The sequence below is a fragment of the Hyunsoonleella ulvae genome, assembly GCF_016827605.1.
In the GTDB taxonomy this organism is placed as follows: domain Bacteria; phylum Bacteroidota; class Bacteroidia; order Flavobacteriales; family Flavobacteriaceae; genus Jejuia; species Jejuia ulvae.
On the sequence record NZ_JAEPJQ010000003.1, the window covers coordinates 17,808 to 35,450 of the forward strand.

At 34.6% G+C, this 17,643-nt stretch carries 15 protein-coding genes; 3 read left to right on the forward strand and 12 right to left on the reverse strand.

Annotation, left to right across the window (positions count from 1 at the left end):
• Positions 1–12: 12 nt before the first annotated feature.
• From JS605_RS09120 to JS605_RS09135, 4 genes are all read right to left on the reverse strand, one after another.
• A complete protein-coding gene (locus JS605_RS09120; RefSeq protein WP_203257413.1) occupies positions 13–726 on the reverse strand; it encodes a 3'-5' exonuclease in 714 nt (237 codons plus the stop codon).
• Positions 723–1,874: a serine hydrolase domain-containing protein gene (locus JS605_RS09125; RefSeq protein ID WP_203257414.1), complete on the reverse strand. Its 1,152-nt coding sequence runs from the start codon at positions 1,872–1,874 to the stop codon at positions 723–725. The genes JS605_RS09120 and JS605_RS09125 overlap by 4 nt, the downstream gene beginning before the upstream one ends.
• 38 nt (positions 1,875–1,912) lie before the next feature.
• Positions 1,913–2,440, reverse strand: a complete 528-nt coding sequence (locus tag JS605_RS09130; RefSeq protein WP_203257415.1) for a DUF4442 domain-containing protein — start codon at positions 2,438–2,440, stop codon at positions 1,913–1,915.
• A 177-nt stretch (positions 2,441–2,617) separates the two neighbouring features.
• A complete protein-coding gene (locus tag JS605_RS09135) occupies positions 2,618–3,091 on the reverse strand; it encodes a methylated-DNA--[protein]-cysteine S-methyltransferase (RefSeq protein WP_203257416.1) in 474 nt (157 codons plus the stop codon).
• Positions 3,092–3,187: 96 nt separating this feature from the next.
• Between JS605_RS09135 and JS605_RS09140 the strand changes: the two genes are divergently transcribed.
• Positions 3,188–3,586, forward strand: coding sequence for a hypothetical protein (locus JS605_RS09140; RefSeq protein ID WP_203257417.1), 399 nt, complete (start codon positions 3,188–3,190; stop codon positions 3,584–3,586).
• 110 nt (positions 3,587–3,696) lie between these two features.
• Here the strand turns inward: JS605_RS09140 and JS605_RS09145 are convergent, their stop codons facing one another.
• A complete protein-coding gene (locus JS605_RS09145; RefSeq protein ID WP_203257418.1) occupies positions 3,697–4,800 on the reverse strand; it encodes a CNNM domain-containing protein in 1,104 nt (367 codons plus the stop codon).
• A gap of 118 nt (positions 4,801–4,918) precedes the next feature.
• Here JS605_RS09145 and JS605_RS09150 point away from each other — a divergent pair, with 118 nt between their 5' ends.
• Together JS605_RS09150 and JS605_RS09155 are read left to right on the forward strand one after the other, a co-directional pair.
• Positions 4,919–7,708, forward strand: a complete 2,790-nt coding sequence (locus JS605_RS09150; RefSeq protein WP_203257419.1) for a hypothetical protein — start codon at positions 4,919–4,921, stop codon at positions 7,706–7,708.
• A 15-nt stretch (positions 7,709–7,723) separates the two neighbouring features.
• Positions 7,724–10,618, forward strand: a complete 2,895-nt coding sequence (locus JS605_RS09155; RefSeq protein ID WP_203257420.1) for a hypothetical protein — start codon at positions 7,724–7,726, stop codon at positions 10,616–10,618.
• Here the strand turns inward: JS605_RS09155 and hemB are convergent.
• From hemB to JS605_RS09190, 7 genes are all read right to left on the reverse strand, one after another.
• Entirely contained in the window at positions 10,615–11,604 is a 990-nt protein-coding gene (gene hemB, locus JS605_RS09160; RefSeq protein ID WP_203257421.1) for a porphobilinogen synthase, read from the reverse strand. The two genes, JS605_RS09155 and hemB, sit on opposite strands and share 4 nt — an antisense overlap.
• A 146-nt stretch (positions 11,605–11,750) precedes the next feature.
• Positions 11,751–12,662 carry an oxygen-dependent coproporphyrinogen oxidase gene (gene hemF / locus JS605_RS17525; protein WP_239000328.1) on the reverse strand — a complete coding sequence of 304 codons (912 nt, stop codon included), beginning with the start codon at positions 12,660–12,662 and terminating at the stop codon, positions 11,751–11,753.
• A gap of 675 nt (positions 12,663–13,337) precedes the next feature.
• Positions 13,338–13,880 carry a GNAT family N-acetyltransferase gene (locus JS605_RS09170; protein WP_203257423.1) on the reverse strand — a complete coding sequence of 181 codons (543 nt, stop codon included), beginning with the start codon at positions 13,878–13,880 and terminating at the stop codon, positions 13,338–13,340.
• Positions 13,870–14,628: an EI24 domain-containing protein gene (locus JS605_RS09175; protein ID WP_203257424.1), complete on the reverse strand. Its 759-nt coding sequence runs from the start codon at positions 14,626–14,628 to the stop codon at positions 13,870–13,872. The genes JS605_RS09170 and JS605_RS09175 overlap by 11 nt, the downstream gene beginning before the upstream one ends.
• Positions 14,629–14,630: 2 nt before the next feature.
• Entirely contained in the window at positions 14,631–15,986 is a 1,356-nt protein-coding gene (locus JS605_RS09180) for a TrkH family potassium uptake protein (RefSeq protein ID WP_203257425.1), read from the reverse strand.
• Positions 15,987–16,170: 184 nt separating this feature from the next.
• A complete protein-coding gene (gene hemE, locus JS605_RS09185) occupies positions 16,171–17,196 on the reverse strand; it encodes a uroporphyrinogen decarboxylase (RefSeq protein WP_203257426.1) in 1,026 nt (341 codons plus the stop codon).
• A gap of 44 nt (positions 17,197–17,240) precedes the next feature.
• Entirely contained in the window at positions 17,241–17,597 is a 357-nt protein-coding gene (locus JS605_RS09190) for a four helix bundle protein (protein WP_203257427.1), read from the reverse strand.
• Positions 17,598–17,643: the final 46 nt, after the last annotated feature.

Consider the following 17,643-nt stretch of genomic DNA (forward strand, 5'->3'; position numbering starts at 1 on the left):
ATCTGGGCTTTCTTATACCTGTATAATTTCATCACTGTTTAATAGATTATCGCCTCGTAATCTAAGAAAAATCTGTGCTACAGCAATGGTGTCCTTTTCACAATAATCAATAATTCGGTCAATATTACCTTCCTCATAATACACACCATAAACTTCACTACCATCAATATCGTCCTTTGGAGATGGAATACCTAAAACATTAGTTAAAAGCTTTAAAGATGTGTATGTTTTATAATCGCCAAATTTCCATAGTTCTAAGGTGTCCAAGTGAGGTACTTCCCAGGGTTTTTTACCAAAAAGGTTGAGTTTATAAGGTAATTCAATGGCATTGATAATCATACGGCGAGCAATGTAAGGAAAATCGAATTCCTTACCATTATGGGCACATAACAGATGCTTGTTTTGACTAAAATGTGTTATTAATAAGTTTTTAAAATCCTTTAAAATAGTAATCTCATCGCCATAAAACGAGGTTACCCTAAACATACGTCTTTGTCCTTGAAATTTAAAATAACCCACCGAAATGCAAATAATTTTTCCGAATTCCGCCCAAATTCCTGCTCTATCGTAGAACGCTTCAGGAGTAAATTCATCTTTACGTTGGTATTGCGATTTTTGTTCCCAAAGTGTTTGTTTTGTTGTATCTAAATCAGAAAAACTTTGGGTTTCAGGAACAGTTTCAATGTCCAGAAATAAGATGTCTTCAAGGTTTAATTTCGAAATCATTGAGACAGCATTTTGTAGGCTTCTTCTATATAAATATCAATATCAGAAGTAAATTGCCCAACGACATTATTTACACCTTTAGAATGCCCTAATCTTACAATTATAAGGTTGTCATTAGGTTCAACAATAACATATTGCCCTAAATGGCCACGCATCATAAAAAAGTCTTTATCTCCAATAGATTTAAGCCACCAACCATAACCGTATACAGCACCATCAGGATATACAGGTTTTAAGGATTTAGCAACAAAAGTAGAATCTAAAATTTGTTTACCATTCCACTTGCCATGGTCCTTGTAAAGCTTTCCAAAACGAGCAAAATCTTTGGCATTACTGGCAATACAACAATACGCCTTTACCAAATCATGAGCTTCGCTATCTACCTGCCATAGTGTTGGGTTTTCGCAACCCAGAGGTTTCCAAAAACTTTCGGTTAAATAATCATACAGTTTTTTACCAGTAGCTTTTTCAATAACCATGGCCAACATTTGTGTGTCGCCACTAGAATATTTAAAACTTTTACCCGGTTCTTTTTCCATTTTTAATCCCAACATTACCTTTTCTAAATCATCATCAAAATAGGCGCGTGTTACTATAGAAAAAGGCGAATAGTACCGTTCATCCCAAGTGGTACCAGACGCCATAGAAGATAAGTGGCCAACCGTCATTTTTGCTGCCAAACCTTCGCTAAATGATGGTAAAAAATCACATACTGGTTGGTCTAAGCCTTTTATATACCCTTCGGCTATAGCTTTACCCATAAGACCAGAAACATAGCTTTTGGCCATAGAAAACGAGTTGGACTGTGAATCTTCATTAAACCCATCATAATAATTTTCAAACCAAATACTATCGTTTTTTATAATTACATAAGCAATCGTACCATTGTCCTTGTTTATTAGGTTTAGCGTTGCAGTTTCTTTTGCTGTATTGTAGTCTTTATGTAAAGGCCAAGGTTGCGGGGTACCATTATTAATAGATCTATTATCAAAATATTTATAATCCTCTAGATAAGCAGTAGTATGCCCTTTTAAATAAATAGTTCTTACAGCCTTAATAAGGTAATCAGTGTCCGTAATGTAAAGGATAACAATTAGTAAGCCTATTAGTATTACTAACCATTTTATGAATTTTCTTAGGAATCGCATATTTAGTTTTTGAAGTTGTAACTAAGATATGAAAATTCTTATTGGTTTTTAAACTTAGCTTTTCGCTGGCGTTTTTTCTTGTAAAAACCTTTATCGGCAACGTAAATAGTTTTGCTTAATTCAGCAATAACAGCACCGTCTTTTTTTAGGATATTTGGTGTTTTCACAACATCTATTTCCCCTTTTTTAGCAATATCTTTTTTTATAGTTTCAATTTCTACCTCAGAGAATACAAAATCACAAAACACAGTTTCTCTGGCAGGTCTCTTATACTTTATGGTTGCGGCTTTATCCCATACAATATAATCGTTTCCCAAAATGGCCATAAGCTGTATCATATAAATAGGGTCTGTTGCACCAAGCATGCTTCCACCAAAAATTGTCCCAACATAATTTCTGTTTTTCCAGCTTAAAGGAATTTTAATCTTCACAAAATGCAAATCTTCAGAAACTTCTATAATTTTAGCAGTAGTCCTACGATACATAGGCGACCAATTAAAGCCATATTTATAGATTTGGGCATCAGTAAAAAAGTGTTTGGCTATATTACTTAAAGTCTTATACATACTAATACATATTATTTTTTGGGCGCTACCCCTCCTAAGGTCGGGTCAGGCTATCCGTTGCAAGTCCTCGTTCGTGCCTCACTGTGGGCTTTCCACTACTATCCTTAGCGCGGGCATGCCCGTAAAAGCCATTACCAGAATTACAATTAAGGAGATGTTTGCTAAGTTAAGGGTCACTTAAAAAAGGGATTGTTGTTTATAAGGGCTCTCATGTTCTAAAAGCCATTGTTTACGTTGCAATCCGCCTGCATAACCAGTTAACGACCCATCGCTTCCTATAACACGATGACAAGGTACAATTATCCAAAGCGGATTTTTACCATTGGCATTGGCAACAGCACGAATAGCTTTAACATCGCCCAGTGCTTTAGAAAGCTCAAGATACGATAGTGTTTTCCCAAAAGGAATTTTCTCTAACTGTTTCCAGACTTTAAGCTGAAATTCAGTACCTGTAGGATTTAATTTTAAATCAAACGCTTTTCTAGAGCCATCAAAATATTCGTTAAGCTGGGTAACACAATCTTCAAGAACTACAGGAATAACGTCAGTAACTTCTTCTTCAGAATTAAGAATGGAAACAGAAGAAATTCCTAATTCGTTACCCATAATTTTTGTAAAACCCAAGGGCGAACTAATGATGCATTCTTCCATTATTTTTTTGTTGAAGATACAAAATATAAAAAACGATATTTTTTTTGATGACATTTTAAATATGTATCGATGTATATAAAACAAATATTACATGATATGAAGACAACAAAAACAGTACTCTATCTATTCTTACTAGTAGGGTTAACCCTTTTTGGTTGCTCAGGAAGTGACGATAATGATACAGAAGAAGAGTTTAGTCTTATTCTTATTGCAGGTTCGTGGTCTGGAACTTTCGATGGTGGAGATTCTGGTGATTATTCGGTAGTTGTAGGTACAGACGGAACAGTAACAGGCACCGCATTTTCTAACGACTTACAACGAAATTTAGCACTCAATGGCACTATTGATGACGATGGTAATTTAGATGCCGTTGTTGGCTCAGCAGAAAACGGCGCATCATTTACAGGAAAATTTAGAGCAACTACTTCTTCAGGAACTTGGAGAAATCCCAGTTTAAATTTAACAGGTACTTGGGAGGGAACGAAAGACCAGTAACTAAAATATTGGCTATTAATTTTAGTTTATTCCTACAGAAAGGGTCTACAGTGTTTATTTTAATGTAGGCCCTTCTGTTTATAGGTGATGCTAATTTCTAGTATCTTGTTTTATTCCTCAATAATACCAAGCTTTTTAGCGCGAGCTTCCCAACTTTTTCTAGCCAGGTGTTGCAGGTCTGATACATTATCACTCTCGTCCATAATTTCCATTCCTAATAGTGTTTCAATAACATCTTCCATGGTTACCAAACCACTAACAGAGCCATACTCATCTACAACAAGCGCCATATGGTTTCTGCTTTCCACTAACTTTTCAAACAATGTGGGAATTGGTAAACCCCGGTTAACAACAATAATATCACGTTTTAAACCTGAAAGTTTTTTTGAACCCTTCCCCAAAGCCATTTCTTTAAAAATTTCATCCTTTAAAACAAGCCCCGTAATGTTATCTGAATCATCGGCATATACAGGAATTCTGGAAAAACGCAGGTTTAAATTACGCTTAAAAAAGTCTTCAACGGTCGTAGTTTCATCTTCGGTTTGCATTACAGTTCTTGGTGTCATTACATCTTTGGCAAACACTTCTTTAAAGGTTAGAAGGTTTTTAATAATTTTACTTTCGTTTTCTTGAAAAACACCCTCTTCATGCGCAATATCCGTCATTGCCATAAATCCCTCGCGACTTAATACACTACCGTGCCCCTTACCTCCAATTAATTTAGTTGTGAGTTGGAGTAGCCATAAAATGCCTGTCCATTTTAATGGAAAAATGAGTATTTTTAATGCTTTTGCTGTGAAATTGGCTAAACCTTTCCAATAGGTAGCTCCAATAGTTTTCGGAATAATTTCAGAGGCAACTAAGATTAATATGGTCATGATTGTAGAGACGACGCCCACCATAACATCTTCAGTATACTCGAATCCCAAAATACTTTTTGTTTCTGAACCATACATTTCAGCGTAAGCCACTTTTGCCTGTACACCAACTAAAATAGCACCAACAGTATGGGCTATCGTATTCAAGGTTAATATTGCAATTAATGGGCGGTCAACATCTTTTTTAAGGATTTCAAGTTCTATGGCATAGGTTTTACCTTCTTGTTTTTTTAAATTAATAAATGTTGGTGTAACACTTAATAAAACTGCTTCTAGTATAGAGCATAGAAAAGAAAAGAATATAGAAATAATGCCGTAGAATATCAGTAAGGCCATGGCTAAGTTTTAGTTTCGGGCTAATTTACAAAATCAATTTAACTAATAAGGATGTAACACTCTTGTTGAATTGTCAAATAAGCTGTATATTGAAAGAAATGTCTTAACACCCTCTATTTTGATACGAAAATCAATCTTTTTTCTACTCTTTTTTTGTTTGGTTACGTCTCTAAGGTCACAATCAAAAGACACCATAAAACTCCAAAACGTTACTAGAAACACTTTTGCCGAAAAAATTTATCTTCAACTTAATAATACAGTCTTTACCACTAACGAAACAGTTTGGTTTAAGGCCATTGTAACTGATGCTAAAAATACACCTACTAAACTAAGTGGCGTTTTGCATGTGGAACTTATCGATTTTGATAAACATGTTATAGCTACTAAAAAGCTTAAGCTTGAAAACGGTATTGCTGATAATTTTTTTCAGCTAAATGAAAAATATCCATCAGGACGTTATTTAGTAAGAGCTTATACAGAGTGGAACAAAAACTTTGGCGACGATTTTATTTCTAAACAATATATAAACCTTTTTCGGCCCAATAGAGAGCAAGGAGCATCTCCTATTCAAAACGTAACACTATCAAAGATTGGCACTGAGCAATATGAAATTTCCGCTCAATTTTTTCCAGAGTTTATAAAAACAGATTATAAGAAAGATTTATTGGTTTATATTAAAGCAGATGAATTTGTGGATTCCGTTGAGGTTAGATCAAAAAAAGGTGCTTATAAGCTACAATATCAGCTTCAAAAAGATGCTATAGCTGTAAACCTAAGGATGAAGTTAGAAGACACTAAGTTAAAAAACTTTAAAACCAGAGTAGAGAAAACATACAACAAAACTATTGCAATTGATAGAGATTATATAGACCTACAATTTTTCCCAGAAGGTGGAAAGTTAATTGATGATTTAACGGGTAAACTTGCTTTTAAAGCGCTAAACTATAAAGGTTTAGGTAAAAAGATAAATGGAGTTATTGTTGATGAAAAGGATAGTATTATAATGCCAATTAAAACCAATAATCTGGGTATGGGTTATGTGTTTTTTACACCTAAATTACATAAAACATATTATTGTAAAATTAATTCCAAACAAGATGTAGTTCATAAATATGAAATTCCAGCCGTGCATGCCGAAGGGTATGTTTTAGGTGTAACAGAAACAGCGAATTACATGAATATAAATGTAACTTCCAAGGTTAAAACCACCGATAATTATTGGATACAGCTTAAATCCAAAGGTATAATATTAAAGGAATTTCTATTAACATTATCTGATGCACCATATAACACCTCGATATCTAAACATAAATTACCCCAAGGTATTCTTAATGTTACATTGTTAAATGAGAATAAAACACCGTTGTGCGAGCGTTTATTTTTTCATCTTAATGAAGCTAACAATTTAAATATTGCCAAAGAAACCGAACAGCAATATTACAGTCAGAGAGATAAAACAGAACTTAAGCTTAGTATTACCAATGCCAACGGTCATCCACTTGAGGCAAATTTATCTGCTTTAGTAATAGATGAGAATCAGTTTGAGCAAACAGACCAATTAAGAGGTAATATTTTATCTTATTTTTTATTAAACTCAGAGCTAAAGGGATACATTGAAAACCCTAATCAATATTTTGATACATCTAATATCTATAGAAAGCGTGATTTAGAAGCTTTAATGTTAACACAGGGTTGGAGTAATTACGTTTTCAGTAAAAAAGACGCTAATGAGAGTTTTGATGTACAACCCGAGACTGCATTACGAATTTCTGGGAAAGTACGTTCTATATGGAATAAAAATAAAGCCCCTAAAAATAATGTAAGTTTAAATTTACTGACATCGGGTAAACCACCTGGAGCGTATATTAAAGAAGTGGATAGTACGGGTTGTTTTAATTTTGATTTATTTGATCCTTATGGAGACAAACTGGACATAGTGATAAAATCAACAAATAAAAAAGGAAAAGCAAAAGAGTATCAAATTGCACTAGACCCACCATTGCCATCTCCCAAGGTTGACTATGAAACACGTGAAATAATAGAACTTCCAGATAGTATTATAAATACGTTTTTGGAGATAAAAACAGAGGAAAGGCAAGCATTGGCAGGTTTTAATTTGGATAAAAGCACCGTGGAACTGGATGCGGTAGAACTTACAGGTTATAACGTAACACCAGAAAGAGAAAAAATATTCAAGCTGCATGGACCACCAGACATAGTTATTGATAACGATGAAATGGTAGGAGAGGAGGAAAAATGGATGTCTGGACTTTATGACCTTCTTTTTTTTAAATTCCGTGACGATATTTTTATGAAAACTGTAGAACGAGAAGGAAAAAGTTTTGACATAGCTCATATCTATGGAACGGATCTTACTTTATTTTACATTGATGGAGAAGTGGTTCCAGGAGTAGACTATTCTTTTTTACCTATTTTACCTGTTGAAAATGTAAAGAGTGTTGAAATCTTAAAAAGGCCAAAAGGCACATTTATGAATCATCTTATGGAGGCATTTCCATGGATGAGTCCAATAACTAGGCAAAAATTAGCATCGTCTTATATTGGGGTTGTTAGTATATACACCTATGGCGGTAATGGTATTGCTGCTCTAGAAGTTCCAAAAGGGATTTATAAAGGATCAATAGCTGGCTTTTCAACTCAACGCGAATTTTATGCACCTAAATACGAGACATTAAAACCAGAGGATTGGGACATTCCAGATTTACGTTCGGTAATACATTGGGTGCCTTCAATGTATACTGACGAAAAGGGAGAAGCACAACTGGAGTTCTATAATGATGATACTATTGGAGATAAACTCATCATCATAGAGGCTATTACGCCTGATGGTAAAATAGGCTATTTTAAGAGTCGTTATACGGTTGATGAACGTAAAGAAAACAATTAATTGAACGTTTGTTATATGATGAAGTTATATCTTGAAAGCACTATTTCCAATACCTTTTATTGGAAATATAAGTGCTTCTTTTTCATTTTTGTACTATGTTTTACTGGTATATCTCAATCGCAAACCAATACACCTATTGCCAATAAACAAGTTGACAAAAAGACCTACGCAGAAAAAATATATCTTCAACTTAGCAATACTATTTGTGCAACAGGAGAGACTGTTTGGTTTAAAGCTATTGTTACCAATACCTTAAATGTTCCATCAAAGCGAAGCGGTATTTTACATGTAGAGCTTATAGATTTTGATGAAAATGTATTGAGCACTAAAAAGCTTAAGTTAGAAAACGGTATAGCAGAAAGTTTTTTTGATTTAGATGAAAAGCTACCCTCTGGCAGGTATTTGATAAGAGCCTATACTAAATGGAATAGAAATTTTGGGGCGGACTTTATTTTCAAGCAATATATAGATGTGTTTTCTATACAACCTATAGAGAAACAAGATGTTATAACCGATATTGTATTAAGCGAAACAAATAATGACCAATTAAAAATAGCTGTAAAAATACACCCAGAACGTATTAAGGACGGTTATAATAAAGATTTAAAAATATACATTCTATCAGGAGATCTAAAGGATTCTGTAGAAGTAAAAAGAGTAGATAAACAATATGCATTAGAATATAGTGTTCCCAAAGATTTAATTAAGGTGGAACTAAAGGTACAGTTAGAAGATACCAAATTAAAAAACCGAAAGCGTAAGACTGAAAGTACCTACTCCAAAACCATTGCTCTAAATAAGGATTTTTTAGACGTTCAATTTTTCCCTGAAGGCGGAAAAATGCTAGATGGGTTTACAAACAAGATAGCCTACAAATCTATTAATTACAAAGGCCTAGGCGAAGTAATTAGTGGGCACATAGTTGATGAAAGCGATAGTACAGTTACCCATTTTACCACTAATAAATTGGGTATGGGATTCGTATATTTTAAACCAGATAAGCAAAAAAATTACTATGGTAAAATAATAAGAGCTAACGGAGTTGTGTATAAATACCCGTTACCTAAGGTAGTGCCACTTGGCTATCTTTTAAGTGTCTCAGAAACCAGTAAGCACCTAAGTTTAAGTATAAAAAGCAAGATAAAAACAACGGACAGTCTTTATGTTGAAGTAAAAAGTAAAGGAGTATTAATTCAGCAACATAAATTTATATTAGAACAAGGGATTCATAAGGCTTTAATTAAAAAAGCACAATTACCCAATGGTATTATAAGTGTTACGCTTTTTAACAATAGTAAAGTACCAATAAGTGAACGTTTATTTTTCAATTTAGATGAAAAGAGCATATTAAATATAGCAGTAAAAGAAGACAAGACAATTTATGCGCAGCGGGATAAGACCATATTACATTTGGATTTTACTGATAAGGAAAATCAGGCAATTGTAACCAATTTTTCTGCACTAGTCATAGACAAGGCCAAACTAAACCCAAATGGAAGTGAGCATCCCAACATCTTATCTTATTTCTTGTTACATTCAGAGTTAAAGGGTTTTATAGAGAAGCCAGGTATTTATTTTGATACAAATAATATGTATAGAAAGCGAGACTTGGATGCTTTGATGTTAACAAAGGGTTGGCGTAATTATGTATTTAGTAAAAGTGATACCAGTTATAATTTTGATATACAGCCAGAGACAGCTTTGAGTGTTTCGGGTAAAGTAAGATCTGCCTTTAATGATAAAAGACCACCTAAGAAAAAAGTAAATTTAACCATGCTTACCTCAGGAGAACCTCAAGGGCTTTATATGCTAACTACTGATAGCATAGGGAATTTTGTATTTAATTTAGGTAATCATTATGCTGATGCGCTAGATATCTTGATACAATCTACAAATAAGAAGGGAAAGGCTAAACAAATTAGTTTTGAGCTAGACAAAGCCATCCCAATACCAGAGATAGCTTATGAGAGAGAAGAAGTTATAACATTACCTGATACTATCGTTACAGCATTTTTGAAGAAAAAGACAGAAGATAGACGTGCATCAGGAGGTTTTAACCTTTCTGATGATACAATAGAGCTAGGCACAGTAGAGTTAACAGGATATAATGTAACACCAGAGCGTGAAAAATTATTTAAGTTACATGGGGCACCAGATGTAGTAATTGATAACGAAGAACTGGTTGAAGAAGAAGAAGGCTGGATGTCTGGATTATACGACCTGCTTAGAACTAAATTCCCTGATGATGTTTATTTTGAAAATGTAAGTTTCCCAGCTCAAGCATTTGGTATTGGGACTCACGACCCAGCGGTTACTCCTGCAGATACTATAGTTAAGTCTCTTGAAGTCCCCAAAATTGCAGAAACTAATGTTGCTTTTGTATTTATTGATGGAGAAGTTGTTGAAGGTATAGATTATCCGTTATTGCCTTTTTTAGCAGTGGAAAACATAAAAAGTGTTGAGATTTTAAGACGACCTAATGGTAGTGTTTTACAGTATTATCAAGAGGCATTTCCTCGCCATGACCCTGTTGAGCTAGCAAAGGTAAGAGCATTAGCTCTTGTTGGAATTATTAGCATATACACCTATGGCAGTAATGGCATTGCAGTGCTAGGAACCCCTAAAGGGGTGTTTAAAGGAACCATAGCTGGATTTTCAACCCAACGCGAATTCTATGCGCCCAAATATGAAACATTAAAACCAGAGGATTGGGACATTCCAGATTTACGTTCGGTAATACATTGGATGCCTTCAATCTATACTAACGAAAAGGGAGAAGCACAACTGGAATTCTATAATGATGATACTATTGGCGATAAATTAATTATCGTTGAAGCCATTACACCTGACGGAAAGATAGGGCATTATGAAACTTCCTATACTGTAGAAAAGCGATTGGAAAACAATTAAGAGATCAATTTCACAACATCTTTAGCAAAATATGATGCTATAATATCTGCCCCAGCACGTTTAAAAGCTGTTGTGGTTTCCAGCATAATTTGGTCGTGATCTAGCCAGCCTTTTTCGGCAGCAGCTTTAATCATGGCGTATTCGCCAGAAACTTGGTATACGGCTACAGGTACATCCACTTCGTTTTTTATCTCTCTTAGAATATCTAAATACGAAATTCCTGGTTTTACCATCACAATGTCAGCTCCTTCATCAATATCCATTTCGGTTTCTCTGATGGCTTCAAAGCGGTTACCATAATCCATTTGATACGTTTTTTTGTTCTTTGGAATATTTTGAACATCTACAGGCGCAGAATCTAAAGCATCCCTGAAAGGGCCATAAAATGCCGAGGCGTATTTAGCCGAATAACTCATAATTCCTGTGTTGGTAAAGCCTTCGTCTTCTAAAGCTTCACGAATGGTTAAAATACGGCCATCCATCATATCACTAGGTGCTACAAAATCAGCCCCAGCAGTAGCATGAGAAATACTCATTTCAGCTAGAAATTCTGCAGTTTCATCATTAACTATTTGTCCGTTTTCAATAATACCATCATGTCCGTAAACTGAGTATGGGTCTAAAGCCACATCCGTCATTACCAACATATCAGGGCACGCGTTTTTAACGGTTTTTATAGCGCGTTGCATCAATCCGTTAGGGTTTAAGGCTTCTTTACCTGCGTTATCTTTTAAGTTATCAGGCACTTTTACAAATAACAATACCGATTTTAAACCTAGTTTCCAGAGCTCTTTTACTTCGTTTTCTAGCAAATCTAAACTATACCGAAAGTAATTTGGCATAGATGGAATTTCATCTTTTACGCCCTTACCTTCTACCGCAAAAAGTGGGACTAAAAAATCGTTTGGTGTTATTATGGTTTCACGAACTAAAGCGCGAATGGCTTCGTTGGTTCTTAATCTTCGGTTTCTTCTTAGTGGATACATAAAATCCCCCTAGCCCCCAAAGGGGGAATGCCTATTAGGGGTAAATAGGGTTTAAGAGTTTCGCCTCTTTATTAAAAGAATTGAAACTAGTTGTTATTTTGTCAGCTAAACTTGTTCTCATAACAATAAGAGTTCCCCTTTTGGGGCTAGGGGGCTTCTACCCACTCTTTAGGGTTTTTCAATACGTCTATTAATTTTTCTTCTTCGCTACCTGCTTTAGGATGATGATCGTACACCCATTGTACATGAGGCGGTAAACTCATTAAAATACTTTCTATACGCCCGTTGGTTTTTAGTCCGAATAGCGTTCCTTTATCATGCACTAAATTAAACTCTACGTATCGACCACGACGTATCTCTTGCCAATCACGATGCGTCTTAGTGTATGGCAAATCCTTGCGTTTTTCAACTATGGGCACATAAGCTTCTAAAAAGCTATTACCAACTTCGGTTACAAAGTTATACCAATTTTCCATAGTCATACCTTTCGTGGCTTTACAATAGTCAAAAAAGAGGCCCCCAATACCTCGGCCTTCGTTTCTGTGGGCATTGTAGAAATACTCATCGCAACGTTTTTTATAGGTTGTATAAAACTCAGGATTGTGATTATCGCAAGCTGTTTTACAGGTTTGATGGAAGTGTGTTGCGTCCTCTTCAAATAAATAATATGGTGTTAAATCTTGACCACCACCAAACCACTGGTCAATAATTTTTCCATTGGCATCATACATTTCAAAATAACGCCAATTGGCGTGTACTGTAGGCACCATTGGACTTTTAGGATGTATTACCAAGCTTAACCCGCAGGCAAAAAAATCAACATCGCCAACCTTAAAATAGGCTTGCATAGATTTTGGCAGTTTTCCATGAACGCCTGAGATATTTACACCGCCTTTTTCAAAAATAGTACCGTTTTCTATAACACGTGTACGTCCGCCACCACCTTCTGGTCGTTTCCAAATATCTTGCTGAAATTTAGCTTTACCATCAATAGCTTCTAGCTTGGAGGTAATGCTATCTTGTAAATCTTGTATGTATTGGTAGAATTTGTCTTTCATAGATGTTATAGAATTCAAACCTACAAGGTCTTTGAGACCTTGCAGGTTGTGACTAGAGCTTTCTTCTTGACCTGCAAGGTTTTGGAAACCTTGTAGGTCTGATTGATGAGCAAACTTAAAATTTGCTAGATTTTCAAAAAGATTTAAAATATAGTTTCTTTCAAGAGATAGTTTTGAAGGAAACTCAGTGAAATAAGAATTATAAGACGAGAAATAATACTCTTTAAAGTCTTTAACTACACCATGAATTTCAGGGTTTTTATGTACATAGAGTACTGAATTTTTCAAATAAGTCTCGTCGACAATTTTTTTCCTTTTGAAATGCTTTTCAAACAAACTCCCCGTTCTTCTTTGTTGTTTATTGAAAGCTTTAGCGTAGGAATTAAATAGATTGGATAAAGCTTGAGTAGCCTCTTTTTCATCCTGAATAATTTTAACTACGAAATGAAAATGATTGTTCATTAAACAGTAAGCAATGATTTCGACTTTAAAGGATAAGTGCTTGTCCATTAACTTTAGAAAATAAGACATATTATCTTCAGTTAAAAAAATATCATGACTGTCTATCCCTCTGTTGAAGATATGATAGTAATTGTCTTTTTCTAGCTTTTCTAGCATTTTATTTTTTTTATACCTACAAGGTTTTTAAAACCTTGCAGGATATACCTTAATTCATTATTCAATTTCCTTATATAGTTCATACAACTCCATATCCATAGGTGTTTCGTTAGGAGGTGTATACTCATTTTTAAGTGTTTTTATGTGTGTAAAATTACAGTTTTCAGCAACTTTTAAACTTCCTATATTATTTTTATGAACGATGATTTGTAAAGTTTCTAAACCCAAAATTTCAAAAGCATAATCTGATAATTTTTCTATAGATTTTGTCATCAAACCTTTACCCTCTATATTATAATCTATAGCATAAGCAAATTCGCCTTGTTTTTTAATCCAATCTATAGCTTTGATATAAACTAATCCTACTAATTTATGATGTTTAGTCTCTTTGATAGTAAACAAAAACTCTTCTTTTGTGCCAAATCGCTTTGTTTTTTTTTCAACGAAAATTTTTGATAACTCTGGGGTTAGGTTTTGCTCTAAAGTTTTTGGAAAGTAACGCTTTAAACGATCTTCATTAGCTACACAAAAGTTGCAAACAGCCCATGCGTCCTTTAAGTTAATTGGAGCTATATAATATTGCTCTAAATTAAGATACATTTACAGGTTTGTTTTTAAGTTTAAGCACTTCAACCGTTCTGGTTGATGCTGCTGTGACCGATAATGGCAACACTAAAATTACACCAATTACTGGAATTAATAAAAACAGTATAAAAACAATACCGTTACCTATAGCCAACCCCCTATTTCTACGGACAAACTGAACACTTTCTTTATATTGATAATGGCGCTCCAAGGTGTAATCCATATTACCAAAACCAGCATAATAGGCTTGCACCATAAATAACAAAACCGTTGAAAAAATGTTGATTATAGGAATAAACTTTAAGAGTAAAATAGGAATGGTTATAACTAATTCCATAAGAAGGTTTCTACCATTGATTTTTATGCCACGTATCAACTGTTGCATAAATGAGGTATCTCTATGAGAATGTGGTGGATTACCTGTAAAATGAGCTTCTATTTTTTCTGAAACGGGACTCATAAATGGCGCGGATAATGCCATGATGATGTGTTTATAAAGGATGACACCTATAACTACTACGATTAATCCGCCAATAAAATTGCTTATAGATGAAAAGGTATCTTTACCCCACTCCCAAATCCAGATTTTTGAAATAAACCCTCCTATATTATCTGATAATCCATATGCTGAGGTAAAAATTGCAACAGCCGTAAAAAAACTAATTAGCATAGGAATAGCAAAGTACTTCCAAAGCCTTAGTCTGGAAATTAAACCAAAAGCACCGAAATATGCTTTAATTCCTGAGATAATGTTTTTTATCATTGTTAAACCGCAATATCGCCTTTTAAAGTTGGGGAATCCTTTTCGCTTTTACTTCGTGCCCAAATGGCCAAACCAAAAGTTAGTACACCAAGTCGCCCTATAAACATTAATACAATTACAACTATTTTTCCAAAGGTATTAATATCGCTTGTAATACCAGTGCTTATACCAACTGTGCCTAATGCTGAGGCTACTTCAAATAGAATTTCCTCAAATTTTAAGTCGTTGGTAAGTGTGATCAAAAACGTGCCTAGTAAAATAATAATGGTGTAAAAGATGAAAGCCGAAGTAGCAATATACAGTCTTTCGTAAGGGATAATACGCCCTAAAAACGTGATATGTTTACTGCCTTTTAACTGGCTTTTTAAGATAGCAAAAACGGCAGTTAGTGTTGTGATTTTTATACCTCCTGCAGTACCTGAAGGCGATGCGCCGATGTACATTAAAAATATGCAAATAAGCATCATGGCTTGAGAAAACATGCCAAAATCTACAGTATTAAAACCTACAGTGGTCATTGCTGTCATAGTTTGAAAAAATGAAGCGAGAAACCTGGATTCGTTTGGTAAATTAGCTATGGATGGCTCTAGAAAGTAGAAAAATACAGTTCCAAAGGTTAGCAGTAATAAAAACCCATAAAGGATAATTTTTGTTGTGAAGCTTAGCTTATGGGATTTCTTTCTAATGAACATGCCAAAATCGGTAATCACTATAAAACCCAAAGAACCACTAATAGCCAACATTGAAATAATAAAATTCACAAAATGATTATCTACATATTCTGTAAATCCACTATTGAAGAGACTAAATCCTGCGGTGCAAAACGTACTTACGCTATGAAATATAGAGGACCATAATGTTTCCCAAAATGGGGTTCCTTCACTTTTAAAAGCTATAAAAAACAGAATAGCACCAATGAGTTCCATAATAAATGTAAACAGTATCACAGATTTTAAAAAGTCATTTATTTTGATGGTTTTTGGTAATGTAAATTCGGTAGAGAGTATTTTTTTGTGCCAGATGGTCATTCTCCGGGTTGTAGATAATAACATAAAGGTTGTAAAGCTTAAATAGCCTATACCGCCTAATTGAATGAGTATCATGATGATAAACTGACCGAAAAAATTATACGTATCAAAAATTGAAATGGTTACTAAGCCCGTTGTTGATACTGCTGATGTTGAAATAAATAAATGGTCTAATACTGGTGCGCTTTGTTTTTGAACTATTGGAAGACATAGCAATAAAAACCCTAGGATTATATAAGTGGAAAAACCATAGAATAAATTTTGCTGTGGCGACCATCCTCTTTTTAGTAATGTATACTTTTTGGATAGTTGCTGAAATTTATTTGGCATAACGTATTAAGGTTGTTTATGTAAAAATAAGCCTTTTAAAACTAAAATTAGGTTATTAAACCTAAGCTCTGCGTTAGGGATTGAGGGGTTTGTTGAAGCTCCCCGACAGAGGAGGAGCGACTCCCGAAAGCCTGCCGGCAGGCAAGCCCGACCACGCCCGTGGCGTGGAAACGCCCAAAGTATTTTAGCTTCCGTATTCTTTAACAGCATCAATAAATGCTTTGGCATTATCTAAACCTATATTTGGCAAAATACCATGGCCTAGGTTTACAATGTATTTATCCTTCCCAAATCCGTTAATCATTTGGTGTACCATTTTTTTAATTTCTGCGGGTGGAGAGAACAAACGTGTGGGATCAAAATTACCTTGCAATGTGATGTTGCCTCCTGTTAAATAACGAGCGTTTCTTGCAGAACAAGTCCAGTCTACACCCAATGCCGAAGCACCAGATTTAGCCATTTCGCCTAATGCAAACCAACAGCCTTTTCCAAAAGCAATAACTGGAGCGTCGTCTTTTAAAGCATCAATTATTTGATTAATATATTGCCACGAAAATTCTTGATAATCGGTAGGCGATAACATACCTCCCCAAGAATCGAAAACTTGTACTGCATTACAACCTGCTTTTACTTTTTCTTTTAAATAGGCAATTGTAGTATCTGTAATTTTTTGAAGCAATTCGTGTGCCGCAACAGGGTTTGTAAAGCAAAACTCTTTAGCTTTATCAAAGTTTTTACTGCCTTGTCCTTGCACACAATAACAAAGAATCGTCCAAGGCGAACCTGCAAAACCAATTAATGGAATTTCATTATTAAGCTTTTCTTTGGTGGCTTTTATGGCTTGGTATACGTAATCTAGCTCTATTGTTACATCTGGAACAATTACATTATCTACATCTTTTTGAGAGCGCACGGGGTTTGGTAAATACGGACCAAAATTAGGTTTCATCTGCACCTCGATATTCATGGCTTGTGGAATAACCAAAATGTCACTAAATAAAATGGCGGCATCCATACCGTATCTGCGAATAGGTTGTACGGTAATTTCACTGGCTAATTCTGGGGTTTGGCAACGCGTAAAGAAGTCGTACTTTGCTTTAATTTCCATGAATTCTGGCAAGTAGCGCCCCGCTTGACGCATCATCCACACTGGTGGACGGTCTACTGTTTCTCCTTTTAATGCTCTTAAAAATAAATCGTTTTTTATCATAACTGGCTTTTGGCTGTTAGCCTTTAGCTTTTAGCTCAGGGTTATCAGCTATTTTTGATTTTATTTATTAAACTATTTACCATTTTTGCTTCTTTTTGAATTAAGCTAAAACTGATTTCAAGTTCTTTTTCTTCTATGAATTTTAATTCTTGGGCTATTATTAATTGTGTTTCAACTTCAAATAGAGAACCCATTGCAATTTCTAAAAATCGTTTAAATTCTATTTCACTATTTCGACTACATCCTTCTGCAATATTAGATGGCACTGAAATTGAAGCTCTTGTGATTTGACTTCTTAAACCAAACTTCTCCTCTGAAGGTAATTTCTCAGATAATTGATAGACCTGTTTTACAAGCTCAATTCCGTTCTTCCAAATTTCAAGTTTTTTAAAATCTCTCATTTATCTAGCTTTTGGCTCTCTGCCTTTAGCTTTCAGAATTATTTAT